The following is a 26,166-nucleotide window of genomic DNA, read 5'->3' on the forward strand; positions in this document are numbered from 1 at the left end:
CTAATGGCTGTAATGTGATTAACGACGGTTATTATAAATTGCCATTGCTGCTGGTAAGTTTTTGCGCATATCGCTGATACGCTGAGTGTTTGATGGGTGAGTTGATAGGAATGCAGAACCACTCTTACCATCTAAACGACTCATTTTTTCCCACAATGTAATGGCTGCATTTGGGTTGTAACCTGCATGAGCCATCAGCATTAAGCCACCAAAGTCGGCACGGCTTTCTAGGTTGCGTGAATAAGGTAAACCAATACCCACTTGGCTGCCCAAATTAATCGCAGCATTTCCAGCTTCACCGATATTGGCACCAGCATAAGATGTACCAATACCAATTGCTAAGTTGGTCAGCGCTTGCGCACCGATTTTACTTTTCGCATGCTCTTCTAAGGCATGGGTCATCTCATGGCCCATAATTGCAGCAATTTCATCATTGGTGAGATTCAGTTTGTTCACGATACCCGTATAGAAAACAACTTTACCACCAGGTGCGACATAAGCATTGACGGTATCAGATTTTAATACGGCGAGCTGCCAGTCAAAACGTTGACCTGTTTGGTTCATTTTATCGGCATGTGGTTTTAAACGATTAAATACTGTATTGATGCGTTGATATGTGGCAGAACTGGTATCAAGCTGATTTTTAGCACGAGCTTCTTGAGTCATCTTACTGAAGCCTTGCGCAGATTGGGCATTTAGCGTTGCGCTGTCTGCACCAGCCATCTCTGCGAACGATGCACAGCCAGATATTGTCATTACAGTGACCGCACAAAGGCTCAAAGCTAACTTCTTCATACTTATTCTCTCCAAATCAGTATCTTATGAGTATCGTCGTAATTGAGGTGAATTATAAAAAATGTTGATCAGACTTAACATTCTGATTCGCTCTATAATCATTGTAATTATGTAATCACATTTACATAGATTCTGCTATTCATTTATAAACAAAGCCAGTGTTTTTACACTGGCTTTGTTTTATGTGGGGTTTGATGAATATCAGATGAGATTAATCTTCATCATCAAACTCTTCTTCAGGGAACGTATTTTCCTCTAAAGAAGCATCAAAAATTAAGATTGCTTTACCTTCGGTTTGGATCATACCTTGGTCTTCAAGTGTCTTAAGTACACGACCAACCATTTCACGGGAACAGCCAACGATACGACCAATTTCTTGACGCGTAATGCGAATTTGGCGACCATTCGGCAGAATCATGGCTTCTGGTTGTGAAGATAAATCAATTAAACAGCGCGCAATACGACCTGAAACATCAATAAATGCAAGGTCAGTGACTTTACGTGTTGTATTTTTAAGACGGCGCACAAGTTGAGCAAATACAGCATAGCTCAAATCAGGATACTGTTTGCTGAGTTCGTGAAAGTTGTCATAAGTAATTTCTGCAATTTCACAAACATCTCTGGTGCGTACTTCAGCAGTACGTTGTGGGTTTGTTTCAAACAATCCCATTTCACCAAAGAAATCCCCAGGGTTTAAATAGGCGACGACAATCTCACGCTCATCATCTTCGCGTAATATAATCGACACTGAACCCTTTAAAATTAAATACAGTGATCTTGATTCCATTCCAGCGTCAACAATCGTGGTGCGTTTTGGATATCTATTAATATGAGCACGTTTTAGCAATGCTTTTACCGATTCAGGCAGTTGGCCTGGAGACAAAGCATCAGTGCTAAGTTGTGAAAAATTTGAAGTCATGCTTAAAATTTCCGAATTTTGATAAAACCGATCGCACAGGCTCATTTGAGCTTTTTCTACACAGAAGAGATGAAATTCCTTATCAACTCATTTTATGTTAGTGTACAAGAACACAGTAAATTTATAACGTTTTTTGGGTAGTTGCAATGCAAACAAGTGTACATTGGTTAGAGAATGTTGCTTTTGAGGCAAAATCAGAAAGTGGCCATAGTGTGGTGATGGATGGTTCTGCTGAATATGGGGGTGAAAACCGTGGTCCACGTCCTATGGAGTTGATTTTAATGGGACTTGGTGGGTGTGCTTCGTTTGATATTGTGACCATTTTAAAGAAATCTCGACAAGATGTGACGGATGTCGTGTGTGAGTTAAAAGCTGAGAGAGCGAACACGATTCCAGCAGTCTTTACTAAAATCCATTTGCATTTCATTGTGACAGGTAATGCTGTAAAAGCCAAACAAGTTGAAAAAGCCGTAGAACTTTCAGCAGAAAAATATTGTTCAGCCAGTAAAATGCTGTCTGATGGTGGAGTTGAGATTACCCACGATTTTGAAATTATTGAAGCTGCATAAAGTTTTATTTTTAAGTTTTTCTAAAAAGTGATCTATTTCTATAGATCACTTTTTTTTGTTTTTATTTAAGAAACAATTGTGGGTCTACGCGTGCATTATTTAGACTCATGCCCCAATGTAAATGTGCACCTGTTACACGTCCTGTTTTCCCAACTAGACCGAGTAATTCACCTTGACGAATGGTTTGACCTTTTTCCACATCGATTTTACTGAGATGGCAGAACATACTAATGAGTCCCTGACCATGATCAATCAGTACGGTATTGCCATTAAAAAAATAATTGCCAGTTTGCACGACGATGCCATCGGCAGGAGCAACAACTTTTTGTCCGACGGGAGCAGGGATATCTAAGCCCGAGTGTGGTGCACGTTCTTCACCATTGAAAAACCGTTTTCGTCCGAATGAGTTACTAAACTTACCTGTGGTAGGGACGATAAATTTGGGAAAGCTTTGCCATGTGCTTTGACTAAATGAGCTATAAACCGCATTTTGTTCTTTGGCTTCGCGCGCATAGCGTTCTAATTGGCTTGGATTTGGATTGACATGATCTTGATTTTTGACGGTTAAACGTTGTTCCGCGTATTTGTATGGCTTAATGTCAATTTGAATTGGCGAGTTATTGGTATTTAAGGTCAAAGTACCAACCTGTGCAGAAAGCGGAATCCCAAAAATAGCATAGCGTTGGCCATTTTCTTGGCTGATCAACACAGGTTTTTGTTCATAATAAACTTGCGTGGTGTTTGCTGTTAGTGGAATAACTGCGATTCCGCCCGCCCGTCTAGAATCTTGTGGGAGCTGAGCGAAGGCAAAGTGAATTGGGAGTAGGCAAGCGGCTGCAAGGTAGGTTTTTTTTAGAGACATAATGAACATTTTAATGAAAGTAAAAGACTTAAGCTAAAGCGTTGGCCGCAAAATCACAATAAGGATTTTGTGTGAATCAGCACTGACAGAAAAACGATACAAAACAGACTTGAAAAAGAATACCAATACACCCATATTATCACTGAGTTTTATGTTTTTTATTATCTTTAAAACATTGAAAAATATATAATTTTTTATTTGAAATTAAAAAAAGCGTTCCCATCTAAGTGATAAGTTAAAAAATTGTTGTGAGGAATAACAAGAATGCGTTTTGAAAAATTTACAAACCGCTTACAGCAAGCGCTCTCAGATGCACAATCATTGGCCATGGGTAAAGACCATACATCAATCGCAGGGATCCACATCCTAACGACTTTACTCGAAGAGCCTGCCAATTTGAGTTTGTTGCAACAAGCGGGTGCTCGTTTACCAGAGTTGAAGCAAAAGCTTGAGCAAGCAATACAAAATGCCCCGACTTTGGCAAATCCTACAGGTGATCTTAATCTCAACCCTGAAGCGGTAAAAGCGCTGAATTTGGCTGATCGCTATGCGCAAAAGGCTGGTGATGAATTTTTATCAACGGATTGGGTGCTGTTAGGTTTAGCAGAAACGGGCGAAACCAAAACGATTTTAAATAGTGTTGGCGTGACTCCAGAGAGTTTACGTAAAGTGATTGAAAATATTCGAGGAAGTGACAAGGTCATGAGTAATAATCACGAAGATCAACGTGACTCACTAAATAAATATACCATTGATTTAAATGAACGTGCATTAGCCGGAAAGTTAGACCCAGTGATTGGTCGTGATGATGAAATTCGCCGTACCATTCAAGTATTGTCGCGTCGTACCAAAAACAATCCTGTACTCATCGGTGAGCCTGGTGTGGGTAAAACAGCCATTGTTGAAGGTTTGGCACAACGTATCGTCAATGGTGAAGTCCCTGAAAGTTTAAAGAATAAACGTGTACTTTCTTTGGACTTGGGGTCATTGCTTGCGGGTGCAAAATATCGCGGTGAGTTTGAGGAACGCCTCAAAGCTGTACTGAAAGACCTAGCGAAGCATGACGGTGAAATTATTTTATTCATCGACGAATTACATACCTTGGTTGGTGCAGGTAAAGGCGATGGTGCAATGGATGCGGGGAATATGTTGAAACCTGCATTGGCACGTGGTGAATTACGTTGTGTGGGTGCGACCACTTTAGATGAATATCGTCAATTCATTGAAAAAGATGCTGCGCTGGAACGTCGTTTCCAAAAAGTGTTGGTCGATGAACCGAGTGTTGAAGATACCATTGCGATTTTACGTGGTTTGAAAGAGAAGTATGCCACCCATCACGGTGTGCAGATTTTAGACTCGGCGATTATTGCAGCCGCGAAGATGTCGCATCGTTATATTACGGATCGACAGTTGCCCGATAAAGCAATTGATTTGATTGATGAAGCTGCTTCACGTATCAAAATGGAGATCGATTCTAAGCCTGAAGCTTTAGATAAACTTGATCGTCGTTTGATTCAATTGAAAATGCAATTGGAAGCGGTCAAAAAAGATCAAGATGCGGGAAGTAAAGCTGAGGTCAATCATCTTGAGCAACAAATCGCGGAAAAGCAGAAAGAGTACAATGATCTAGAAGAGATTTGGAAAGCTGAAAAAACACTGGTTGAAGGTGATAAAAAAGCGCAGGTCGAATTAGATCAAGCTCGAATGTCATTGGAAAAAGCTAAACGTGAAGGCGATTTGGCAGAAGCTGCACGGTTGCAATATGGTGTGATTCCAGAGTTACAGAAACGTTTGGAGCAAGCTGAAGTTGCTGAGGAAACCGAAGAACCGAAGTTGATTCGTACCAAAGTGACAGAAAATGAAATTGCTGAAGTGGTGAGTGCTGCAACGGGGATTCCTGTCACAAAAATGTTGCAAGGTGAACGTGAAAAACTTTTGCAAATGGAATCATTTTTACATAACCGTGTGGTAGGACAAGATGAAGCGGTAGTGGCTGTATCCAATGCGGTACGTCGTTCACGTGCAGGCTTATCTGATCCGAATCGTCCAAGTGGTTCGTTCTTGTTCCTTGGGCCTACAGGTGTAGGTAAGACAGAGTTGACCAAAGCATTGGCGAACTTCTTGTTTGACAGCGACGATGCCATGATTCGTATTGATATGAGTGAGTTCATGGAAAAACATTCAGTCAGTCGTTTAGTTGGTGCACCTCCGGGCTATGTGGGTTATGAAGAAGGTGGCGTTTTAACAGAAGCAGTGCGTCGTAAACCGTATAGCGTGGTGTTATTTGACGAGGTTGAAAAAGCACATCCAGATGTTTTTAATATCTTATTGCAAGTCTTGGATGATGGTCGTTTAACTGACTCTCAAGGTCGAGTCATCGATTTTAAAAATACGGTGATCGTTATGACATCGAACTTGGGTTCACAGGATGTGCGCGAATTGGGCGAGGGTGCAACTGACGATGAGATGCGTGCTGTGGTGATGAGTGCTGTGAGTCAGCATTTCCGCCCAGAGTTTATTAACCGTATTGATGAATTGGTGATTTTCCACTCACTACAAAAATCGCAGATTCGTGGTATTGCAGATATTCAATTGGACCGCTTACGTTCACGCTTGAGTGATCGTGATATGGATTTAACTGTGGATGATACTGCTTTTGATCTGTTGATCGATGCTGGATTTGACCCAATCTATGGCGCACGTCCATTGAAACGAGCGATCCAACAACAAGTGGAAAATAGTTTGGCGCAGAAAATTTTATCAGGTGAGTTCCAAGCAGGGGACAACATTTTGATCAAAGCTGAAAATGGTCATCTTGTCTTTGATAAAATGAAATTGAGCTAAGTTGAAATTTTACACATCAGTTAAAAGATGGTGATGAAAATCACCATCTTTTTTTGTTTTGGTGCAACTTATCTGATTTTTTAAGGAATGTTTACAATAACGTTGCGACTTGATGAAAAACTTGCTAGTTTCAAAGCAAATAAGAAAAAGATTCAGGATGAATTGCAATGGAAAATAAGCGACATCATTACGCAAGTCTCTGTGTAATTTTGTGCATGATGGGTCTACCTTCAATTGGGTGGGCTGCTCAACCGATGTCAGAGGGAACGCTCGCACTGCAAACAGGGTTAGCAAATAATACTTTGCCGAATATTATTATCAAAGCCGAACAAGATGCGATGAAACCTGAGCAAGAACGTTGGAGAGTTCAACGTGCCTTGAGTGATCGTTATTTGCGTGAAGTCAGGATTAGTACATTACTTGATAGTGTGCTATCGCCGCATGAAGAGCAAAAGAAAACCAAAGTCACTGATCCGCGAGAGAAAAAAGATGCGAGCATAAAGCCGCATACACAACCCTCAGATCGTTTTGTGGTGTATGAATTTGATTCTAATGATAATATTCATGGAACCGTCACCATTCATGTCAAAGAACGGTGACGGTAAGTATTATTTATACCGCAGGATGTTTGATTTTCCATGCGCGATGGATTTTTTGATTGCGCTTGAAATCTAGGCCGATGGTTTCAGAGGTGATTTCTTCAATGTCATACATCGCCTCGATTTCTTCATCCAGCTCAAAACCACGATAGTTGTTAGAAAAATACAAAGTACCTTCAGTGGTTAGGCGGTTCATGGCACGCTTTAACAGCGAGAGATGATCGCGTTGTACATCAAATGTACCGTAAAACTTTTTCGAGTTAGAGAAGGTCGGTGGATCAATAAAGATCAAATCGTATTGTTCATGACCTTCTTTTAACCACTCAAAGCAATCGCTGGCAAAGAACATGTGCTGTTCATCTGCATGATCAACTGTTAAACCATTCAATACAAAGTTTTCTTTAGACCAGTTGAGGTAAGTATTAGATAAATCAACACTGGTGGTACTTGCCGCGCCGCCTAGAGCCGCATGTAAGCTTGCTGTTGAGGTATAGCTATACAGGTTTAGGAAGTGTTTGCCGCGTGCTTCTTTGGCAATTCGTAAACGCATTTGACGATGATCTAAGAACAAGCCTGTATCCAAATAATCGGTCAGATTCACCAAAATTCGTGCATTACCTTCTTGTACGATAAAACGTTTAGACGCGGTACTTTGCTTGCTGTATTGGGTCGTTCCAGCTTGTCTTGCACGTGTTTTGATAAAAATGGCATCACGATTTAGTCCTGTTACAGCGCGAATGGCTGCGAGTCCAAGATTAAAACGTTTTTTAGCTTTTTCAGGGTCGATGGTTTTAGGTGGTGCATATTCTTGTACATGCAATCTATCCCCATACAAATCAACGGCAATATTAAAATCTGGTAAATCAGCATCATAAAGACGTAAGCAATAGATGTTTTCTTTGACAGCCCACTTTTTCAATGCTTGCATATTTTTTTGCAAACGGTTGGTAAAGTCCTCGGCACCTTCAATCTTTTCAAATTGTAGCGGTTGCCAGTTTGCTAAAAATGGTTGTGCAACGTTTGCTGGTTTGATCATACCAAAACGAATGTAAATCGGCAGCTTACCGTTCATCAAACGTAAAGTTTGCGGATCATTGATTGCAAGTACATCTGCTTGTTCGATTTGTGCCGCAATCACCGCAGCAGGCTGATTTGGGAAATTCTTTTGTAATAATCCAGATAAGCCTAAGTAGAATGAACGACTAGACGCTTTATCCCCTAAGCGCTCGCCATAAGGCGGATTTGTAACAATAAAGGCTTTTTTACCTTCAGCATGAAAATCATCCCAATCGGCTAAAGTACGTTCTTCGATTTGAATTTGATCAAGAACACTTTCAAAGCCTGCGGCAATGATATTTAGACGGGTCGCTTTGACCGCTTCCCAATCTGCATCATAAGCATAGAGTTTTGGTAGTGGGTACGCTAAAGCCTTTTCATGGCGTTCAGTGGCTTCGTTTTTGATCGATAACCACAGTTCACGATCATGTCCATGCCAGCCATTAAAACCGAAACGACGAACCAAACCTGGTGCACGATCCGTTAAAATCATCAATGATTCAATAATAAATGTCCCTGAACCACACATGGGGTCAAGAATGATATCGGGTTGATATTGTAATAATTGCGCTTTTTGTAAAATCGCCGCCGCGAGGTTTTCTTTGATCGGTGCATCGGTCATAAAATGGCGATAGCCACGTTTATGTAAGGAATCACCAGATAAATCCAGACAGAAGGTATGTTCAGTTTTTCCTGCTAAAACATAAAGCGTAATTTCTGGCTGTTTAATATCAATACTTGGGCGTTTCCCAACAGCTTCCATAAAGGAATCTACCACGCCATCTTTTACACGTAAGGTCGCGAATTGCGTATTGACCTTAATATCTCGTTCAACATGCAGACGCACCGCGAAGGTACTTTGTGGTGCAAAAATTAAAGACCAATCGAAGCTAATCGCACCTTCAAACAGTTCTTCTGCCACATCTCGCGCATCGTGGGTAAATTCAAGTTCATGTTTATGAATCGGTAACAGTACACGAGAGGCTAGGCGAGACCACATGCAAATACGATAAGCTTGTTCGAGCGTACCTTGGAAAATTAAACGTCCAGCAAAACGTTGGATGTCTTGAACACCTAAACTTTCCAGTTCTTGTTGAAGTAGGGTTTCAAGTCCATCCGCACAGGTTACCCAGTAGCTTGTAAGACGTTGTGTTGAATTCATTCAAATTTCCAAAAGCGATTTTAGCAATCGCGTATTTTAACTGATTTTTATCAGTTCTGTCGGTGCATATTTGTGTGATTGTCAGCTTTATCATCGATTAAAAGCTATTTTTTGAATTTGGCCTCACGAGGATGCTTTAGGCGATCGGTTTCATATTTATACAATATTTTAATTATTGGTACATATTTTGCTACTTAACTTAATAGATGGTCTTGTAAATCATCAGCGTCTTATTTTTCCAAAAGCTGATGAAATTTAAGTAGTTTAATGGGGAACTTGTGGGGGATCTATGAAAGAAAATGTAAATAATGACGTGCTGGTCAATGCTGAAGCTTTTACGATTGCAACTCAAATGTATGTTCGTTTGAGACGTGTATCGAGTCGTGTGATAGATGTCATGTATCTGGTCAGCAACAAAGCGTATGCCAAACATATTGTTGATATCGCTTTGGCAACTCAAGATGCTGAATTGGAACGCTATGTTGCTCGGTTAAGTCCACTCATCGATTTATATCCTGAACCAAAAGCAGTTGTGGTGGCAGAGCAAAAAGATAACTTAGAAAATGAGCGGGTTGAGGCATTGGATGTCTATTCTAGTGAGGTGACTGCTGAGGAAATCTATCAGGCTCAGGTTTCGCATCACTATATTGGTGCATTGCGATAGATCGAATTTGTTGCAACTCCCTAATTAATGGCAACATAAGGGTGAAAAGTTGTTCTGCTAAAACCCAAGAATTGGGCTACACTATGCAAGTTTTGGTGATTCGACCCATAGGAATCCTTTATGCATATTGCAGCCCTGCATCAACCAAGTCAGGTTCAATTGAATCAACAAGGAAATTTAAAGCACTTTTTAACCATTGAGGGTCTTTCCAAGGAAAGCCTGACCAAAATTCTAGATACAGCGCAAAGCTTTTTAGATGACAATAATAATTTGATCAACCGTCCGTTATTAGAAGGGCTGACGGTGATGAATCTTTTCTTTGAAAATTCCACTCGTACCCGTACCACCTTTGAAGCCGCAGCAAAACGTTTATCTGCCAATGTTTTGAACATTGATATCGCACGTTCAAGCACATCAAAAGGTGAAACCTTACGTGACACGCTTTGGAACTTAGAAGCGATGGCTGCGGACATTTTTGTAGTACGACATTCGTCTTCGGGTGCGGCGCATTTTATTGCCAAAGATGTTTGTCCAAATGTCGCCATCATCAATGCAGGTGATGGTCGTCATGCACACCCGACTCAAGCAATGTTGGATATGTTAACCATTCGCCGTGAGACTAAAAAGCCTTTTGATCAGCTGAGTGTAGCGATTATTGGTGATATTAAGCATTCTCGTGTAGCACGCTCTAATGTTGCTGCATTGCAGACTTTAGGGTGTAAAGATATCCGTGTGATTGCACCCAATACATTGTTACCTGTCGCTTTTAACGAATATGGTGAACATGTACGTTTATTTAACCAAATGAATGCTGGTGTTACCGATTGTGATGTGATCATCGCATTGCGTATTCAAAATGAACGTATTGACTCACCAGCGCTCGCTTCACAATCAGAATTTTACAAAATGTACGGTCTAAATAAAGAACGCCTTGCTTTGGCCAAACCCGATTGTATCGTGATGCATCCGGGGCCTATGAATCGAGGTGTTGAAATTGATTCTAGCGTTGCTGATGGTGATCAATCCGTGATCCTGAAACAAGTGACCAATGGTATTGCGGTTCGTATGGCGGTGCTTGCACTAGCGATGCAAGGGCAGTTACAAGAACAAGGTTTGATTGAAGCGATTTCACTGTAAGGGATAGATCACATGAGTATTGTAAAAATTGAAAATGTCCGTGTGCTCGATCCGATTCAAAAAACTGATCAAGTCAAAACGGTTTATATCGAAAACGGTAAATTGGTTGATGCGGTTGAACAGGTCGATGAAACCATAAATGGTCAGAATAAATGGTTGATGCCAACCATGGTGGATCTATGCGCTCGGCTACGTGAACCGGGGCAACAGCAACACGGAACATTAAAGTCCGAGGGTAAAGCCGCACGTGCTAATGGTATTTTGCATGTCATTACACCGCCAGATTCAAAACCGATTGTGCAAGATAACGGCGCTTTGATTCATGGCTTGATTGAAAAAGCGCAATTGGATGGCGGTATTTATTTACAAATCATTGGCGCACAAACACAAGGTTTAAATGGCAAACAGCCTGCCAATATGGCGGGGTTAAAAAAGGGCGGTTGTACAGCTGTTTCCAATGCCAATGCTGCCTTTGAAAATGATGATGTGGTTATTCGTACATTAGAATATGCAGCAGGTTTAGGGTTAACTGTTGTCTTTTACGCTGAAGAGCCTCAAATCGCCAAAGATGGTTGTGTTCACGAAGGGTTCATTGCATCGCGTCAAGGGTTGCCAATGATTCCTGCAATCGCAGAAACAGTTGCAATCGCCAAATATCTTTTAATGATCGAAGCAACAGGTGTAAAAGCGCATTTTGGTCTATTGTCTTGTGGCGCTTCTGTTGAATTGATTCGTGCAGCAAAAGCCAAAGGCTTACCTGTGACTGCTGATGTTGCCATGCATCAATTGCATTTAACTGAACAATTGATTGATGGTTTTAACTCACTGGCGCATGTACGTCCGCCTTTGCGCTCTGAACAAGATAAGTTGTTATTGCGTCAAGCGGTTAAAGAAGGGGTGATTGATGCGATTTGTACGCATCACGAACCATTAAGCAGCTCAGCGAAAATAGCACCATTCGAGGAAACGCAATCAGGTATTACCGCTTTCGATACCTATGTTGGATTGGGTGTGCAACTTATTCAAGAAGGTGTATTTGAGCCATTGGAATGGGTTGAAAAGGTCACTTCGATTCCTGCACAAGTTGCCAATATCACAGATCGTTGGCAGCAAGAAGCAGGATGGGTATTGGTTGATCCTGAGTTACAGTGGACTGTTTCTAAGGATACGATTATCTCGCAAGGGAAAAACACGCCATTACTTGGACAGCAGTTGACAGGTAAAGTCGTCACTACATTTGCATAAGCATAAGTCATCCTGAGCAGAGTAAGCCTTTTAGTGGGCTTGCTCTGCTGTCTAAGAATTGATGTATATATATTGTATTTAAATTTTTAAAAATAGATAAAAAACATAAAAACTATATTAAAGTAAGCAGATGAAATGAGATTCGTTTTGCATAAAATTATAAAAAAGAGATGTAAATCATTTAAATTGTTGGAGCTAATACAATGCCTATAAATCCAATGGAGTTACTTAAACAGAAAGTTTCATCGGTGATCGTGAATGATCAAACCTGCTTGGTAAATGAAAAAAATGATGTTTTATCAAGATTTTACCCAATTCTTTTGTCTCGATTTTTAATTAAACCAGAACTTGTTGATCAACTCAAAGAACAACTCACCCCTTCAGTTTATGATCTATTTGAAAAAAATGACCAAGTAAAAAATGCACTACTTTTACGATTGGCTGCAGGCAGAGTTCCAGCGAGTGAAGTTGAAAAAACTTTGAATAGAGCCATTCCTAAAAGTTTAGCAGTACTTTCAAATGAGGTAGGCAATGATACGATGAGTATTATTTACTATCTTAGAGATCATAAAGAGTCAATTTATGCACTATTGCCCAACTGGATCAATGAAGTTTTATCCTTGGATCAGCCTGCGGTAAAAGCTCGCCTAGTGCCTCCTATTTTATCCCTACCTGTTGTGCCTCAAGAGACCAAGCAGCACAAAGCTTTTCCATTTTTTGCCTTAATATTTGCTAGTTTTTCATTATTATGGCTCTATCAGATAAGTAAATAGCCATCATTTTGATTGTGGATTGATTTACGTATTTTTTATTGGCATGCTTCGGTCAGGCAATCATTTTAGATCGAGTTTATGCGAATCACATTTGTCGGTGCAGGACGAGTCGCTACACATTTAGCAAAGGCATTTCAATCACAGCATCAAATTGTTCAAGTTTTTAGTCGCAATTTACACCACGCCCAACGATTAGCAGCACAGGTCAATGCTCAAGCGATTGATGGTGTAGATCAACTCAATCCGCAAACAGACTTAGTGGTTGTTGCTGTTAGTGATCTCGTGATACCTGATGTTGTAGAAGCGATCGCAACATATTTGCCGCAATGTCTTATCGTGCATACTTCGGGAAGTACAAATTTATCTGTCGTCGCGCAGAAGCAGCAACGTGCTGGGGTTTTCTATCCATTACAGACCTTTAGTTTTGAACGGGAAGTGGATTGGTTGGAAACTCCACTTTTTGTTGAAGCCGTAACGCATGAAGATTTGCTTCTACTCACAACCTTAGCAAACAGCCTAAGTAATCGAGTCTATCAATATAATTCACAACAGCGTCAAACCTTACACTTGGCTGCGGTGTTTGCATGTAATTTTAGTAATTATTGTTATGATATGGCAAAACAAGTTGTAGATGCAGAACACGTTGATTTCAGTTTACTATTTCCATTGATCTTAGAAACAGCGAATAAAGCAACCCGCACTAACCCAAAGCAAATGCAAACAGGGCCTGCGATGCGGGGCGATCAAAATATTTTAGAGATGCATCAAAGATTATTGACTCAATCTCATCGACCAGATTTGGAAGAAGTATATAGATTAATGAGCGATGGCATTTATAAACGCCATCACTCGGATTGATTAATGCTCAAAGTATGATAATGGCATTAGATTAAAAAACCCAAATTCAATATTTGAATTTGGGTTGAATAAAAATTATAGTTTTGATCTTATTGATACTTGTCTAGATTTGTTTCTGGACCATCTTTAGCTACAGCCTGCGCCTTTGCGAAACTCTCCATCAAACATTTATACTCAGGGCATACATGATCAGCAAGAATTTCAGCAAAACGTGAACCTTCTGGACGATTCCAAGTACGCATTAACTCAGCAACAATCGCAAATGTATCAGTTGGAATTGCTCCAGCTTGTGTTACTCGAGCAATAGTTGTATCTGTGGCCATTTTACTCCAGTTTCCTGACGCATCAACAACACAATACACTGTGTAACCTTCTAGACGTGCGCTGACTGCAGGAAATGCCATACATACACTTGTAAGAGTTCCAGCAATAATTAGTGTTTTTCTGCCAGTTTTTTTAACTTCCTCTACAAATAAAGGATTATCCCACGTATTAATTTGCCCAGTACGTGGTACGTAAACAGCATGAGGAGCATGTTGATGTATTTCAGGTATTAAAGGACCGTTAGGACCATCTGGTACAGATGCTGTTGTAATTACAGGTATATCTAACAGCGTTGCTGTTTTTGCAATTGCAATAACATAGTTACGTAAGTCTGGAACTGGTACATCTCGAACGGTATTAAACAATCCGCTTTGATGATCTATAAGTAAGATAACTGAATCATTAGGATCCAACATTCCATTAGTCGCTGCCATGAATAACACCTTTAGAGTTTATACTTACGTAGTCATAACGAAAGTTTCTGAGTTTATAGAATTTAAAAAGCATGAATAATCAACAATATTTTTTAAGTATATGTTTTTATCCACTATTTACCTTATGATGATTTAGCCTACTGATCTTTCATGAGAATTATTTTTTATTGTCCATTTTCCACTGCTTCTAAATGAACGTGCTGAGGCATACGTATCTTCCATAAATTGGAAGTATGTAATAAGACCATTTTGTACTTTAGCTAAAATAGAGAACGGTGATGTAAATTGGTGACCTACCTCAACAGAGGTGTAGGTAAATGAACCAAATACGGCTACTGTTTCATTCTCTGAAATTAAATCTGTTACTTGGAAATCATCAACATTCCAATAAGTGCCTACATTGGAGAACGTATCAATATAGACTTGGCGCCCTTTACTGGTTCCTGCCCACGGTTCAATTTGTTTCAATTCTGGGTTATTAAAACTTAGAGAGATATAAGTAGCATTAATATCAACTAAGGCTTCAGATACTTCAATAATAGTATCTTTTCCAGTATTGGCTAAAAATGCAGTAACTACATCTTTAGGTTTTTTGGTGTCTTTTGCGATTTGTATTAACTCTTTTGAGTTCATCAGGTAAAGCCTTTTGCAAAAATAATGATTTTGAATTCTTATGCACTATAAATAATTAAATTTTATATTGCATTTTTAAATCTTAAATGAATTCATTATAAAATGTTTGAGTGATAATCTATTAAGTTTTTCATATTTAACAAACATATGCGATGGTAATATTAAGAGAAAGCATTTTTTGAATGCTTAATAAACATTTTAAATCTATCATGTTTTTATTTGTTATTGGTTTCAATTAAGAGAACTCTTGTTTTCTAATTTTGAAACATGGCATATGAGAGGTTTTATTTGATTATTCACTTAAATAGTTGTGTACAACGCATACTGTCTGCTTATTTAGTATTTGACATGTTTTCAGTGGATTTTTTATGTTATTGATTCTTTTACAATATAAATTAATTTATTGTTTAAATTTATGACCTAAATTATCATTAATAAAATAGCAGCATATTTACGCTAATTTAATTTTAGGTTGTTGATATTTATGAATAAGTTTGTTGATATGACAACTTTTGTTACTGTTGCAGATGTTCAAAGTATTTCTGAAGCTGCACAACGATTGGGCACCACAAAGTCAGTAGTGAGTAAGCGTATAAGTCTATTAGAAACACGTTTAAATACTCAATTATTTGAGCGTGGCCGACAATTAAAAATTACTCAGTCCGGTAGTATTTTTTATGAGCGGTGTATTAATATTCTTGCAGACTTAGAACTTGCAGAGATTGAGGTGATGACAGTGAAAAGTCATGTGAAAGGTCGTTTACGCCTTTCTGTACCCATGGCTTTTACTGAGAGTTATTTAGCACCTATACTTGCTAAATTTATCTATCAATATCCTGAATTAGAATTAGATATAGAAGCAACAGACAATTTTGTAAATTTGAATAATGAAAATTATGATGTGGCTATACGTTTAGGGCGATTATCAGAATCTTCATTGATTGCAAAAAAGATTTCTGTAAATAATCATGTGCTTTGTGCAAATTCTAAATATCTTAAACAATTCGGAATACCAGAAAATCCAAATGATTTGCAGAATCATGATGGTTTACTTTATGTTCTAAGAGAACCCAATGGTATGCTACAGTTGCCAGTAAATAATCATTTGCAGTCTTTTAGAATTCGAAACCGAATGCGTACTAATAGTGGTCATCAATTGTTAGCTGCAGCTTTAGAGGGTTTGGGCATTACAATTTTGCCCACATTTATTGCGGCAGAGTATATTGAATCTGGTTCTTTATCTATTGTGTTACCCCAATACTCTCCTATAGGTGGTGATATATCTGTAGTTTATAAGCAAAGTTATCGTAATTCGAATAAAATTATGGTTCTTGTAGACTATCTTCGAGAAGCAATAGGAGATCCACCAGTTTGGGATCAACGTATAATGAGTCATTTGGAAAGTACTGGGCAACATTATTAAGAGTGCATTAAGTTCAAGTGATTATTTGCATACAGTATGGTCTTAACTTATTTTAATTATTTTTGTAATGATAAGAATTGGGTAAATATTTGGTAGAGTTTTTCCAGTTATGGGATTCCTTATATTTGCTATAAAAACTTATTGAACACAATATTTTCCCTATAGGTAAATAGGAGCTAAGATAGATTGATTAAGTGAATAGTCACCAAAATTCTAGACACATAACCATTTTTTGATAGGCCTTTTCATAATCTAATGGAGAACGTTGACCATATTTTATTAGATGAATTGTTTATATAAAACGAACAGGATATCATCAAAAAAGTATCACAATTTATCTGTATACATCTCAGTAAAATATAGCAAAATGAGTTTCAGTCTAAAAAAAATTTATAAAATGGTGTTTATGTTCTATGAGTGAGCCTTCCTCTTTTCTTCCAGTTTCTGCATCTATGAATCAACAAGTGTTAATTCAAAATGGTGATATTTCACCGCAAACTCTGGTTGCCTGTGAGGAATGTGACACGGTATATCATCGAATTCAGCTAACACAAGGTGAACGCGCTTATTGTCTTTGCTGTGGTGCTGAGCTTTATCGGCAAAGCAAACCGTTTAGTGTTTTACTGGCAATGGTAACAACATCGCTGATTGTATTTGTGATTGCCAATAGTTTTCCTATTGTTAAGGTGGAATTACAGGGTAACGATTCCCAGACGACTTTACTTGGGGCGGCATGGGCCATGTTTCATGCAGGGCAAGGGCCAGTAGGTGTTCTGATTCTCATCACAACTTTTGTAGTGCCTTTACTGGATCTGCTATTGCTGCTCTATGTACTTTCATCAGTTCATTTTTTTAAAGTTCGGCCCCGTTATTTAGTTGCAGCATTGCGTACCTTGTTTTTATTTAGAACATGGGGAATGGTTGAAGTATTTTTGATTGGCGTACTGGTGACTTTAGTTAAACTGGTCGGTATGGTCGTGGTGATTCCAGGTGTTGCACTATGGGGGTTCGCCATACTGAGTATATCACTGGTTTATATTGCTTCAGTGAAAGTTAAGGATCTATGGGACGAGATCGACAGGACACTTCGATGAAAACGGATCAGCCTCCGCGCAATTTTTCAGAATATTCCTCTGAAGCAGCCATTGATAATTCGCTGCAATATCCAAGAGCCAAAGATTTGTCTTTGGTGCTTTGTCATTGCTGTGGAACGCTCAATAAATGGGTTGCAGAGGCTGAAGAAAAACACGCTTCACATTGCTTGAAATGTCATAGTGTGCTGCATCAACGTAAACCAAAGAGTTTAGACAGAACCCTCGCTTTGGTGATTGCTGCGAGTATTTTATATATCCCAGCCAATGTTCTTCCGATGACCGTAACGGATTCTCTGTTAGGGATGCAGCAAGATACGATCATGAGTGGTGTGATCTATTTTTGGCAGAATGGGGATTATCTGGTCTCTACTGTTATTTTTATGGCCAGTATTTTTATTCCCATGTTAAAACTTTTGATTCTGTGTTTTCTATTAATTGTTGTGAAACTGCAGTCTTCTGAGCGATTGCACTTTTCACCTGAGCATTGCTCAATGCTTTATCGAATTGTTGAGTTTATCGGTCGATGGTCGATGATTGATGTTTTTGTGGTGGCTTTATTGACAGCCCTTATTCAGATTCAGTCACTGGCAACTATTCTCGCTGGTCCGGGCGCAGTTGCTTTTGGTGCAGTTGTGGTTTTAACCATGTTTGCTTCACTTAGTTTTGATCCGCGTATTATTTGGGATAATTATGCTGCTGCCCAGAGTACGCGCAACAAAAATGGGCTTTCCCTGCAAGGCTCAGACGTGATTCAAGTGGATCATCCTCCTTTGAATCATGATTTATCTAATTCCAGCCAATAAAACAATGATGGGTGTGTATGTCTGAAAATAAAACGAACAACGAAAGCTCAGATCATCAGGATCCTAATGCTGTACAGAAAACGCATCAGGTTTTGCCTGAGCCTGAGAAAAATAAAGGACGGTGGCGGCCATCGCTGATCTGGTTGATTCCATTTATCGCACTTCTGATTGGTCTGTCGTTGGCAGTCAAAGCGGTATTAGATACTGGTCCGACCATTAATGTTTCTTTTAGAACTGCTGAAGGATTGGTTGCAGGCAAGACGACAGTTCGTTTTAAACAATTGGATATCGGTCTGGTTCGCCAGATTGACCTTGCAGACGATCGTTCACATGTCATTGCAAAAATTGAACTGCGTAAGGATGCCAGTAATTTTGCTGCAAAAGACTCACGATTCTGGGTGGTTCGTCCTCGAATAGGTGCGAGTGGCGTTTCAGGAATTGATACTTTATTGTCGGGTGCTTATATTGAGGTTGATGGTGGTAGGGCAGAACAAAAGCAGAACGAATTTACTGGTCTGGAAGTACCGCCAGTCATCTCATCCGATGTACCGGGTAAAATCTTTTTTCTAAAAGCCAATAATTTAGGCTCACTGGATATTGGTTCTCCTATTTATTATCGTCAGATCAATGTGGGGCAAATCACAGCTTATCAGTTGGCTAAAGATGGTAAGAGTGTAGAGCTACAAACTTTTATTCAAGCACCCTATGATAAGTTCGTGACGACAGATGCGCGTTTCTGGCAGGCTAGTGGTGTTGATGTAAGCTTAAGTGCATCAGGATTTAAGCTGGATACACAATCACTGGTGAGTATTATCGCTGGCGGAATAGCCTTTGGTTATCCTGAAAACTCACATGCTGCCGCTGCTGCTGATCAAAGTCGTTTTAATTTATGGGATTCTCGTACTGAAGCATTGAAAGAGCCAGATGGAAAATCACATCGCATCATCATGTATTTTGATCAGTCTCTACGCGGTTTGTCGGCAGGCGCGCCGATTGACTTTATGGGTATTGAAATTGGAAATATACAGTCGATTAATGCTGAGTTTAATGCAAATTATACTCAGATCCGTATGCGGGCTGAGGGGGTGATTTATCCATCTCGTTTAGCGAATGGCAAAGAACTCGATCCTGACGGTGTAATTTTTAAACGTTTCATCGAAAGGGGCTGGCGTGCTCAGATGCGTACAGGAAATCTACTGACAGGGCAGAACTATATCGCCTTTGATTTATTCCCTAAAGCAAAACCAGCAAACTTAATCATCAGATCAAACGGTGTGATTGAGGTGCCAACAACACCAACGGAGTTGAAAGGTTTACAAGCACAAGTATCGCAAATTGCGGATAAATTGAATAAATTCCCATTAGTGGAAATTGGGCAGGATGTCCGTAAAACACTCGATAATATGAATTCAGCGATTAGCTCTACAGATAAATTAGTGAAGCAGTTAGATGGTAAAGTTGCCCCAGGACTACAGGCGACATTGGATGATGTACGTCAAACCATGCGCTCTACTGAAACCATTCTATCGAGTGATGCGCCAATGCAACAGGATGTACGCCGTGCTTTACAGCAAATGACACGTGCTGCCGCTTCTTTACAGTTAATGGCAGACTATATTGAACAACACCCAGAATCACTCATTCGTGGGAAAACGCCTGAGGTTAAGAATGGTAAATAAAAAAAATAGCTCACATTTTTTGTCCTATTTTCCGCAGTGTAGTAGAGCAGGTTACGGCCTGCTACTGGCGGTTGTGGGTTTAGCAGGATGTTCCAGCTCTCCTACACCAAACTACTATGCCTTAACCCCAACAGTTAAACCGTTGGTAAGTTCAAATGTACGGGTGATTGAAGTACTGCCTGTGGGATTGCCAGACCGTTTAAACAGGGCACCAATGGTCTTGCAGGACAGTAGTGGTAAATCTCATGTATTGGGCAATGAACGCTGGACTTCCACTTTAGGGGCTGAGCTACGGGATGGGTTATCTGCGGGCCTACAACAGAAATTGGGTGCTGTGGATCGTTATAGTAGTGGTATGACGGGTGGCAAAGTGTCCTATCGTATTGCAACGGATTTTTCTCGTTTTGATATTATCGAATACTCCAACACGCGTTCTTTAATCGGCGCGATAAATCGGGATATTGAGGTGGCTGTGGCTTGGATTATTAAACGTGATGATCCAGCAAGACCATTGAATCAACCAACAGGCGCACAGAATGCTGTTGTGCCTAACCGTCAGCTCAGTTGTCGAATGGCATTTACTAATTCTGTTCGTGCGGATGGCAATAAAATTGTTGATATTGTCAATGTTTCACGGCAGTCTCTGAGTCAGGTTGTCGAAGCAATTGCGGCCTCTGTCATTGCTACAGAAGCCAATACACCTGTCGTGATGGAAAGCGTTACCTGTGCTTAAGTTTAAACTACCGATTTGGGGTTATCATTCATGGAAAAGCCGAGCCATTTTTCTACGATTGCCGTTACTTTTATAAGAAAAGTAAATATATATATCAGAAAACTTGATTATTTTCATTTTTAGTGTATAGTTAACTTAACTAGAAAAAAGTTTTGTTTCGGTAAATCTTCTTTAAGTATCGCAGTTTTAGTAATAATCCTTCGTTTTTTCAGATTTTAAGTTTCATTATTTATTATTTTCAAAGTTAAACTCAATAAATTATTAAAAATTAATAGGATATATTATGTCAAACTCGAATGTTGTTAAAGGTACTGTAAAGTGGTTCAACGAAACTAAAGGCTTTGGTTTTATTCAACAAGAATCAGGTCCAGATGTTTTTGCTCATTTTAGCGAAATTTCTAGTTCTGGTTTTAAAACCTTACTTGAAGGTCAAATGGTTGAATTTAGCGTAGCTCAAGGTCAAAAAGGACCGAATGCTGTAAATATTATTGCTATCTAAGCAATAACAAGCATTGATAAAAAAAGTACTATTTATTAGTACTTTTTTATAATTCAAAATTTAATTTCAAAGTTGTTTTTCAGATCTGAAAAACCTAAAATAATAGGCTGTAAATTGTTAAAAATAAATGATTTAATCGCAAAAGCTCCTAATGGTACAGAAATTATAGTATCGCTAATTCCAGTCAATAAGATGCAAAATACACGTCAAGGTTTAAAAACAATTGAAGTGGGCAAAAAAGTTCTTCTTCAGTCTGGTGTTGAAGTTGATTTGAACCTAGATGGTCGTACTTTTTACACCTCATTGAATAAATTATTTAAGTTAAATCATAGGGTTGCTTAAACAGAGTTGTAGATTCTGAGTAATTAAATTAATTATTTATCTCTTATAATTTTATCAAGGTATATTAATGCTTAAACAAAGTATCGGTGTAATAGATCAATTTGGTGTTAAGCACTTTATTCAGGCTACAGTTAATAGTAATTTTGAAAATACTCAATCATTTTCAAATATAAAACATATTACAGTTGATGATGAAGATATTCGTCCTGGGTTTGAAATGTATTTTCAAAGTATGTTAAGTGGAAAGATTTTCGAAATTTTGTAAACAACTCGAACCTTCATCAGGATTGTGTGGGGCGGAAAGAGTTGGTCCTAGTTACCATGTTAATCTACTAAAGCCCTAAAAATAATTCGACTTGTGGCTATTTCAAAACTAAAAATTTTTAGCATTTATCGGAATATCTTGGATACTGTCGGAAAATGAAATAGCATTAAATAAATGATATTTAATGCTATTAAGTTATTTTTTAGGTCGTATTGGAAGAGCTTGGATTCTCATTTTATTTTTTTAAAAATAAAATCATTGATCTTGTGACCAGATTCAATCCCACGACGTTCAAATTTGGTCACGGGACGCCATTCAGGGCGAGGATAGCTATTGCCTTTACCCGCTAGGTTTTCCAGATTTGGACGATTATCTAAAACATCAAGCATCCATTCTGCATACGGTTCCCAGTCAGTCGCGGCGTGGAAAGTACCACCGAGTACTAACTTTTGCTCAACCAGTTGCATACGCTCATGAATCACAAAACGACGTTTGAAATGGCGCTTCTTTTGCCAAGGATCGGGGAAGTAAAGTTGTACACAGTCGATACTGTTGTCTGGCATTTCACGCAGTACTTGAATTGCATCAGCATCAAGCACAAATAGATTTTTAAGACCTGCCATGCCTGCTTCAAATACACATTGAGCAATACCGGGAATGTGTACTTCAATTCCGATAAAATTACGTTCAGGATTGGCTTTTGCCATAAGAACTAAAGAACGTCCCATACCGAACCCAATTTCTACGGTTAGTGGGCGTTCAGGATGTTCAAAATGCTGGCGTAAATCACCAACAGGATATTCCAAAATTAAATCACGATAATCTTCCAACGCAGTACGTTGTGAAGTGTTGAGCGGAGCTGAACGACGCATAAACGTCACAATTTCGCGGTGCTCAGACAAATTTTCGAGTTCCGTAATTTGCGTTTCTAACTGATCGTTTGACATGATTCTGGAGATATAAATATAGAAATGCCGTATTTTAAGTGTTCATGGGGGCAAGTCAAACCTTTAAATGATTTTATTTGGCGGATCTGTTGCTCGATGAGCTAAAACTTGTAAGAAATTCTTCATCGCACTGTCACAGAGATTGAATAGGCTAGTGGCGATTTGAACATTAAGTAAAAAAGTTATGAAGACATTTAAATTTCACTCTATCGCGATTTGTTTGGGCTTAATCGGGGCTTCGACGACATTTTCTATCGCACATGCACAATTGATGTTTAGCCAATATGTGGATGGCAGTCGTAATAAAAAGGGCTTGGAAATTTACAATCCAGATGCGACCAGTGCGAATCTCGCAGACTATGAAATACAGCAATTTAATAATGGTGCATTGACAAAAACGGTTGCTTTCCAATTACAGGGTAACTTGGCCAGTAAAGCGAAATTTTTAGTTGGTCACACAGAGTTACAAGTTGTGCTCGGGTCACAGGTCAATCAGGTGGCTTCACTGTCATTTAATGGTGATGATGCGATCGTGCTGCTACACAAAGGCAAAGTGGTTGATCGTTTTGGGCGAGTCGGGGAGCAACCTGAGAATGGTTGGGGGACAACAGTTCAAAGTAAAGGGAATAGTTTTACTCGAATCCAAAGTACAAACCCAGTGACAGAAATTGACCCGACGACGAGTTTTGATTTAGACAGTGCATGGAAAGCATGGACTGATCGTAATGACTTCTCTAACTTATCAGGTTCAACGACTACACCACCTGTAAATGAAACTGTCAGTTGTTCTAGTTCAAATACGGCGATCGCTGATCTAAATACAGCCGCTCAAGATCAAAATTATACGGTACGTGGTGTAATTACGGCGGACTACCGCTATAGCAATGGTTTTTCAGGTTTCTATGTTCAGACACCTGATAGCAAGGCAAAAGCAAATGTGAGCAATGCGATCTTTGTTTATATTCCAGCAAGTAGTACCGTTAAAGGTGGTCAGATCGGTGAGGAGGTTATCCTACGTGGTCGTTTAGCAGCTTATCAAAATCAACTCCAAATCGATCAGTTACAACAAGATATTCAAGTTTGTAGTACCAATATGCTGAGTCACATTCAGCCGAAATCAATTGATTTACCATTTAGTGCTTTGACTGGAACTGTACATTCGCCACAGCTGTATCAAGGCATGTTGGTTAAATTACCCCAAACATTAACGATCAGTGAAAATTATAATTATGGTCGATATGGTGAGTTATCCGTCAGTCTGGGACGGTTATTTATTCCAACAAACCTATATCCCTCAATGTCCACAGAAGCAAAAGCCTTAGCACAGAAGAACCTATTATCAAAAGTCATTTTGGATGATGGCTATAGCAATCAAAATAGAACGCCTTGGCTGCCACAGAACTTTAGCGCAACCAATACGCTACGCGTTGGTGATCAACTGCAAAATGTAGAGGGAATTTTAGAATATCGTTTTAATGGCTGGCGTATTCAACCAATTCAGGGACGTAATCTCCCAACCATCGTAAAGCCAACACCCGAACGACCAAGTGTGTTTGCCAAAGATGACAAATTGATCCGCGCAGCCGCATTTAATGTATTGAACTACGATAATGGTAAGAATGGCTTCCCGACTGAACGTGGCGCGACAACGCAAGTAGAATTTGAAAAACAGCATCTCAAGATTGTGAGTGCATTACGTGCAATCGATGCTGATGTTTATGGATTGATGGAAATCGCCAACAATGGTTATGCTGAGGATAGCGCTATCGCATATTTGACCCGTGCTTTAGGTGCTGATTGGAAATATGTGATCCCTGAAAATATAGATCGGTTAGGTACGGATGCGATTGCTGTTGCGATTATTTATAACAGTAAACGAGTGAAGCCAGTCAATAAACCAGTGGTCTTTGATTTGGGCGATAAAAATAGAACTACGATTGCACAGACTTTCCAGCCACTCTCAGGAAAACACATGTTTACCGTGATTCCTAACCACCTTAAATCTAAAAGTTGCTCAGGTGTAAGCGCAAACTCATTAGATGCTGATCAAAAAGATGGTCAAGGCTGCTGGAATCCAACACGTATTAAAGCTGTAGAACAACTGATTCAATGGATGGCGAAAAACCCAACGCAAGTTGAAACACCGAACATGTTACTTTTGGGAGATCTAAACAGTTATGCCAAAGAAGATCCTATCTTAGCGCTAGAAAAAGCTAACTATAAAGTGCTACTCAATGACAAAAATATAGGGCAGGGTGAGCAAGCCTATAGTTATGTATTTGGCGTGTCGAGCAATGCTGATGGTTATGGTGGTGCAGGTAATTTAGATCATGCCGTTGCGGATGCGAGTTTATATAGCAAAGTAAAAAAAGCCTTTGCTTGGCATATAAATGCAGACGAGCCAACGGTATTGGATTACAACGAAGAATATAAAACGGATGAGCAAAAAGCATTATTCTTTGCAGAAGATCCTTATCGTTCTTCTGATCACGATCCTGTGATTGTTGATTTAGATTTGCAGGATGATGAAGTCAAAGCATCTACTGACAAAAGCTCATCGGGTAGCTTTGGCTGGTTATCGATACTTGGACTATTAGGTCTCGCTGGTTATTCAACACGTTCAAGAAAAGCAAAACTTTAATCTAACCGAGAAAAAGAGCAGAAATTAAGCTGCTCTTTTTCTGGAAGAAATCTATTTGCACAGGGCGTATACGATCCCTATAAAAATTTGACATAAGAGCACTTGCAAAATAATGAAATTTCACTAATAGTCAAATTATTCGGTATTTTTACTTTTACTGACAAATTTGTAAAAACAGATTTTGCAAATTTTGATAAAGCGTTTTAGAACAGAAGAGTTAGATAACAAGGATCAAATATGAAGTTGTATTATTCACCTGGTGCTTGCTCATTGGCAGCACATATTATTTTAAATGAAATTAATGTAGATTTTGATTTAGAACGCGTTGATTTAAAAACCCATAAGACTGAGAAAGGTGCAGATTATTACGAGATCAATCCAAAAGGCTATGTCCCAGCCTTAGAAATTAATCCAGGTTTAATCTTGACCGAGAATGTTGCGATTTTACCATTCTTGGCTCAGTATGATCCTAAGCAAGATTTAATTCCGCCATCGGGTATGGGACGTGCCAAAGTCCTAGAGTGGTTAGGCTATTTGAACTCTGAACTGCATGATGCTTATGCTGTTTTTTTCGGTGGTAAATTAACGGAAGATGAAAAGACCAAAGCTTATGCTGAAGTGAATCGTTTACTTAAATTTATCGATCACTATTTAGCTGAATCTGAATACGACTATTTAGTAGATGATAATTTTGGCCCAGCAGATGCATATTTGTTTGTGCTGACCAACTGGTCAAATCATATCGAACATGACTTAAGTCCTTATATCAACATTATCGCTTTACGCAATAAAGTTGCCGAACGCCAGTCAGTTCAAATTGCGATGCGTGATGAAGGGCTACTAGGTTAGTTTTGAATTGTTACATT

Annotated in this window: 25 protein-coding genes; 18 read left to right on the forward strand and 7 right to left on the reverse strand. The window is 39.2% G+C overall.

From position 1 onward, the window contains the following. Positions 1-18: 18 nt before the first annotated feature. Complete coding sequence (locus tag J2Y37_RS01175) at positions 19-795, reverse strand: M48 family metallopeptidase (protein ID WP_005196586.1); 777 nt, start codon at positions 793-795, stop codon at positions 19-21. Positions 796-1,006: 211 nt separating this feature from the next. Beyond that, positions 1,007-1,714 (reverse strand): cAMP-activated global transcriptional regulator CRP, encoded by a 708-nt coding sequence (gene crp, locus J2Y37_RS01180; RefSeq protein WP_005196588.1) that lies wholly within the window; start codon positions 1,712-1,714, stop codon positions 1,007-1,009. A 146-nt stretch (positions 1,715-1,860) separates the two neighbouring features. Between crp and J2Y37_RS01185 the strand changes: the two genes are divergently transcribed. Next, positions 1,861-2,283 (forward strand): OsmC family protein, encoded by a 423-nt coding sequence (locus tag J2Y37_RS01185; protein WP_121929968.1) that lies wholly within the window; start codon positions 1,861-1,863, stop codon positions 2,281-2,283. Positions 2,284-2,344: 61 nt separating this feature from the next. On the opposite strand, the gene J2Y37_RS01190 is transcribed toward J2Y37_RS01185, so the two are convergent. Further along, positions 2,345-3,145, reverse strand: coding sequence for a peptidoglycan DD-metalloendopeptidase family protein (locus J2Y37_RS01190; protein WP_349031575.1), 801 nt, complete (start codon positions 3,143-3,145; stop codon positions 2,345-2,347). A 264-nt stretch (positions 3,146-3,409) separates the two neighbouring features. On the opposite strand from J2Y37_RS01190, the gene clpB reads away from it, so the two are divergent. Both clpB and J2Y37_RS01200 read left to right on the forward strand, forming a co-directional pair. Continuing rightward, positions 3,410-5,989, forward strand: a complete 2,580-nt coding sequence (clpB, locus tag J2Y37_RS01195; RefSeq protein WP_349031576.1) for an ATP-dependent chaperone ClpB — start codon at positions 3,410-3,412, stop codon at positions 5,987-5,989. A gap of 167 nt (positions 5,990-6,156) precedes the next feature. Next, a complete protein-coding gene (locus tag J2Y37_RS01200) occupies positions 6,157-6,588 on the forward strand; it encodes a hypothetical protein (protein ID WP_349031577.1) in 432 nt (143 codons plus the stop codon). A 13-nt stretch (positions 6,589-6,601) separates the two neighbouring features. On the opposite strand, the gene rlmKL is transcribed toward J2Y37_RS01200, so the two are convergent. Further along, positions 6,602-8,806, reverse strand: coding sequence for a bifunctional 23S rRNA (guanine(2069)-N(7))-methyltransferase RlmK/23S rRNA (guanine(2445)-N(2))-methyltransferase RlmL (rlmKL, locus tag J2Y37_RS01205; protein WP_349031578.1), 2,205 nt, complete (start codon positions 8,804-8,806; stop codon positions 6,602-6,604). Positions 8,807-9,095: 289 nt separating this feature from the next. Between rlmKL and J2Y37_RS01210 the strand changes: the two genes are divergently transcribed. The 5 genes from J2Y37_RS01210 to J2Y37_RS01230 all read left to right on the forward strand — a co-directional run bounded on the left by J2Y37_RS01210 (position 9,096) and on the right by J2Y37_RS01230 (position 13,483). Further along, positions 9,096-9,470 (forward strand): hypothetical protein, encoded by a 375-nt coding sequence (locus J2Y37_RS01210; protein ID WP_349031579.1) that lies wholly within the window; start codon positions 9,096-9,098, stop codon positions 9,468-9,470. Between the two features lie 120 nt (positions 9,471-9,590). After that, positions 9,591-10,607 (forward strand): aspartate carbamoyltransferase catalytic subunit, encoded by a 1,017-nt coding sequence (locus J2Y37_RS01215; RefSeq protein ID WP_004671676.1) that lies wholly within the window; start codon positions 9,591-9,593, stop codon positions 10,605-10,607. Between the two features lie 12 nt (positions 10,608-10,619). Continuing rightward, positions 10,620-11,852, forward strand: a complete 1,233-nt coding sequence (locus tag J2Y37_RS01220; protein WP_349031580.1) for a dihydroorotase — start codon at positions 10,620-10,622, stop codon at positions 11,850-11,852. A 203-nt stretch (positions 11,853-12,055) separates the two neighbouring features. Next, entirely contained in the window at positions 12,056-12,625 is a 570-nt protein-coding gene (locus tag J2Y37_RS01225; RefSeq protein WP_349031581.1) for a hypothetical protein, read from the forward strand. 78 nt (positions 12,626-12,703) lie between these two features. Further along, positions 12,704-13,483, forward strand: a complete 780-nt coding sequence (locus J2Y37_RS01230; RefSeq protein WP_349031582.1) for a DUF2520 domain-containing protein — start codon at positions 12,704-12,706, stop codon at positions 13,481-13,483. Between the two features lie 89 nt (positions 13,484-13,572). Here J2Y37_RS01230 and J2Y37_RS01235 read toward each other — a convergent pair whose 3' ends face one another. Then, positions 13,573-14,241, reverse strand: a complete 669-nt coding sequence (locus J2Y37_RS01235) for an isochorismatase family protein (protein ID WP_121929959.1) — start codon at positions 14,239-14,241, stop codon at positions 13,573-13,575. Positions 14,242-14,373: 132 nt separating this feature from the next. Beyond that, entirely contained in the window at positions 14,374-14,874 is a 501-nt protein-coding gene (locus tag J2Y37_RS01240; RefSeq protein WP_349031583.1) for a nuclear transport factor 2 family protein, read from the reverse strand. 484 nt (positions 14,875-15,358) lie between these two features. Between J2Y37_RS01240 and J2Y37_RS01245 the strand changes: the two genes are divergently transcribed. The 8 genes from J2Y37_RS01245 to J2Y37_RS01280 all read left to right on the forward strand — a co-directional run bounded on the left by J2Y37_RS01245 (position 15,359) and on the right by J2Y37_RS01280 (position 21,712). Then, complete coding sequence (locus tag J2Y37_RS01245) at positions 15,359-16,297, forward strand: LysR family transcriptional regulator (RefSeq protein ID WP_241322614.1); 939 nt, start codon at positions 15,359-15,361, stop codon at positions 16,295-16,297. A gap of 413 nt (positions 16,298-16,710) precedes the next feature. After that, positions 16,711-17,391 carry a paraquat-inducible protein A gene (locus J2Y37_RS01250; protein WP_349031584.1) on the forward strand — a complete coding sequence of 227 codons (681 nt, stop codon included), beginning with the start codon at positions 16,711-16,713 and terminating at the stop codon, positions 17,389-17,391. Further along, a complete protein-coding gene (locus J2Y37_RS01255; RefSeq protein WP_349031585.1) occupies positions 17,388-18,194 on the forward strand; it encodes a paraquat-inducible protein A in 807 nt (268 codons plus the stop codon). Before J2Y37_RS01250 ends, J2Y37_RS01255 begins: the two co-directional genes overlap by 4 nt. A 17-nt stretch (positions 18,195-18,211) precedes the next feature. Then, positions 18,212-19,873: an MlaD family protein gene (locus J2Y37_RS01260; RefSeq protein ID WP_349031586.1), complete on the forward strand. Its 1,662-nt coding sequence runs from the start codon at positions 18,212-18,214 to the stop codon at positions 19,871-19,873. Continuing rightward, positions 19,863-20,606: an ABC-type transport auxiliary lipoprotein family protein gene (locus J2Y37_RS01265; protein ID WP_349031587.1), complete on the forward strand. Its 744-nt coding sequence runs from the start codon at positions 19,863-19,865 to the stop codon at positions 20,604-20,606. The genes J2Y37_RS01260 and J2Y37_RS01265 overlap by 11 nt, the downstream gene beginning before the upstream one ends. A 283-nt stretch (positions 20,607-20,889) precedes the next feature. Continuing rightward, positions 20,890-21,105: a cold-shock protein gene (locus J2Y37_RS01270; protein WP_004671664.1), complete on the forward strand. Its 216-nt coding sequence runs from the start codon at positions 20,890-20,892 to the stop codon at positions 21,103-21,105. Between the two features lie 114 nt (positions 21,106-21,219). After that, a complete protein-coding gene (locus J2Y37_RS01275; protein ID WP_005196612.1) occupies positions 21,220-21,447 on the forward strand; it encodes a hypothetical protein in 228 nt (75 codons plus the stop codon). Between the two features lie 67 nt (positions 21,448-21,514). Beyond that, complete coding sequence (locus tag J2Y37_RS01280; protein ID WP_349031588.1) at positions 21,515-21,712, forward strand: hypothetical protein; 198 nt, start codon at positions 21,515-21,517, stop codon at positions 21,710-21,712. 230 nt (positions 21,713-21,942) lie between these two features. On the opposite strand, the gene trmB is transcribed toward J2Y37_RS01280, so the two are convergent. Continuing rightward, entirely contained in the window at positions 21,943-22,659 is a 717-nt protein-coding gene (gene trmB / locus J2Y37_RS01285; RefSeq protein ID WP_349031589.1) for a tRNA (guanosine(46)-N7)-methyltransferase TrmB, read from the reverse strand. A gap of 184 nt (positions 22,660-22,843) precedes the next feature. On the opposite strand from trmB, the gene J2Y37_RS01290 reads away from it, so the two are divergent. Together J2Y37_RS01290 and J2Y37_RS01295 are read left to right on the forward strand one after the other, a co-directional pair. Further along, the gene (locus J2Y37_RS01290) at positions 22,844-25,300 is read left to right on the forward strand and encodes an ExeM/NucH family extracellular endonuclease (protein ID WP_349031590.1); all 2,457 of its coding nucleotides are present in this window, start codon (positions 22,844-22,846) and stop codon (positions 25,298-25,300) included. Between the two features lie 237 nt (positions 25,301-25,537). After that, positions 25,538-26,149, forward strand: a complete 612-nt coding sequence (locus J2Y37_RS01295) for a glutathione binding-like protein (RefSeq protein WP_004671656.1) — start codon at positions 25,538-25,540, stop codon at positions 26,147-26,149. Positions 26,150-26,166 lie beyond the last annotated feature (17 nt).

Source organism: Acinetobacter sp. 3657 (genome assembly GCF_031456775.1).
GTDB lineage: Bacteria > Pseudomonadota > Gammaproteobacteria > Pseudomonadales > Moraxellaceae > Acinetobacter.

Bases quoted from the DNA above. Each gene is read 5' to 3' on its own strand.
- J2Y37_RS01175 (WP_005196586.1), bottom strand. From the start codon at position 795: ATGAAGAAGTTAGCTTTGAGCCTTTGTGCGGTCACTGTAATGACAATA.
- crp (WP_005196588.1), bottom strand. From the start codon at position 1,714: ATGACTTCAAATTTTTCACAACTTAGCACTGATGCTTTGTCTCCAGGC.
- J2Y37_RS01185 (WP_121929968.1), top strand. From the start codon at position 1,861: ATGCAAACAAGTGTACATTGGTTAGAGAATGTTGCTTTTGAGGCAAAA.
- J2Y37_RS01190 (WP_349031575.1), bottom strand. From the start codon at position 3,145: ATGTCTCTAAAAAAAACCTACCTTGCAGCCGCTTGCCTACTCCCAATT.
- clpB (WP_349031576.1), top strand. From the start codon at position 3,410: ATGCGTTTTGAAAAATTTACAAACCGCTTACAGCAAGCGCTCTCAGAT.
- J2Y37_RS01200 (WP_349031577.1), top strand. From the start codon at position 6,157: ATGGAAAATAAGCGACATCATTACGCAAGTCTCTGTGTAATTTTGTGC.
- rlmKL (WP_349031578.1), bottom strand. From the start codon at position 8,806: ATGAATTCAACACAACGTCTTACAAGCTACTGGGTAACCTGTGCGGAT.
- J2Y37_RS01210 (WP_349031579.1), top strand. From the start codon at position 9,096: ATGAAAGAAAATGTAAATAATGACGTGCTGGTCAATGCTGAAGCTTTT.
- J2Y37_RS01215 (WP_004671676.1), top strand. From the start codon at position 9,591: ATGCATATTGCAGCCCTGCATCAACCAAGTCAGGTTCAATTGAATCAA.
- J2Y37_RS01220 (WP_349031580.1), top strand. From the start codon at position 10,620: ATGAGTATTGTAAAAATTGAAAATGTCCGTGTGCTCGATCCGATTCAA.
- J2Y37_RS01225 (WP_349031581.1), top strand. From the start codon at position 12,056: ATGCCTATAAATCCAATGGAGTTACTTAAACAGAAAGTTTCATCGGTG.
- J2Y37_RS01230 (WP_349031582.1), top strand. From the start codon at position 12,704: ATGCGAATCACATTTGTCGGTGCAGGACGAGTCGCTACACATTTAGCA.
- J2Y37_RS01235 (WP_121929959.1), bottom strand. From the start codon at position 14,241: ATGGCAGCGACTAATGGAATGTTGGATCCTAATGATTCAGTTATCTTA.
- J2Y37_RS01240 (WP_349031583.1), bottom strand. From the start codon at position 14,874: ATGAACTCAAAAGAGTTAATACAAATCGCAAAAGACACCAAAAAACCT.
- J2Y37_RS01245 (WP_241322614.1), top strand. From the start codon at position 15,359: ATGAATAAGTTTGTTGATATGACAACTTTTGTTACTGTTGCAGATGTT.
- J2Y37_RS01250 (WP_349031584.1), top strand. From the start codon at position 16,711: ATGAGTGAGCCTTCCTCTTTTCTTCCAGTTTCTGCATCTATGAATCAA.
- J2Y37_RS01255 (WP_349031585.1), top strand. From the start codon at position 17,388: ATGAAAACGGATCAGCCTCCGCGCAATTTTTCAGAATATTCCTCTGAA.
- J2Y37_RS01260 (WP_349031586.1), top strand. From the start codon at position 18,212: ATGTCTGAAAATAAAACGAACAACGAAAGCTCAGATCATCAGGATCCT.
- J2Y37_RS01265 (WP_349031587.1), top strand. From the start codon at position 19,863: ATGGTAAATAAAAAAAATAGCTCACATTTTTTGTCCTATTTTCCGCAG.
- J2Y37_RS01270 (WP_004671664.1), top strand. From the start codon at position 20,890: ATGTCAAACTCGAATGTTGTTAAAGGTACTGTAAAGTGGTTCAACGAA.
- J2Y37_RS01280 (WP_349031588.1), top strand. From the start codon at position 21,515: ATGCTTAAACAAAGTATCGGTGTAATAGATCAATTTGGTGTTAAGCAC.
- trmB (WP_349031589.1), bottom strand. From the start codon at position 22,659: ATGTCAAACGATCAGTTAGAAACGCAAATTACGGAACTCGAAAATTTG.
- J2Y37_RS01290 (WP_349031590.1), top strand. From the start codon at position 22,844: ATGAAGACATTTAAATTTCACTCTATCGCGATTTGTTTGGGCTTAATC.
- J2Y37_RS01295 (WP_004671656.1), top strand. From the start codon at position 25,538: ATGAAGTTGTATTATTCACCTGGTGCTTGCTCATTGGCAGCACATATT.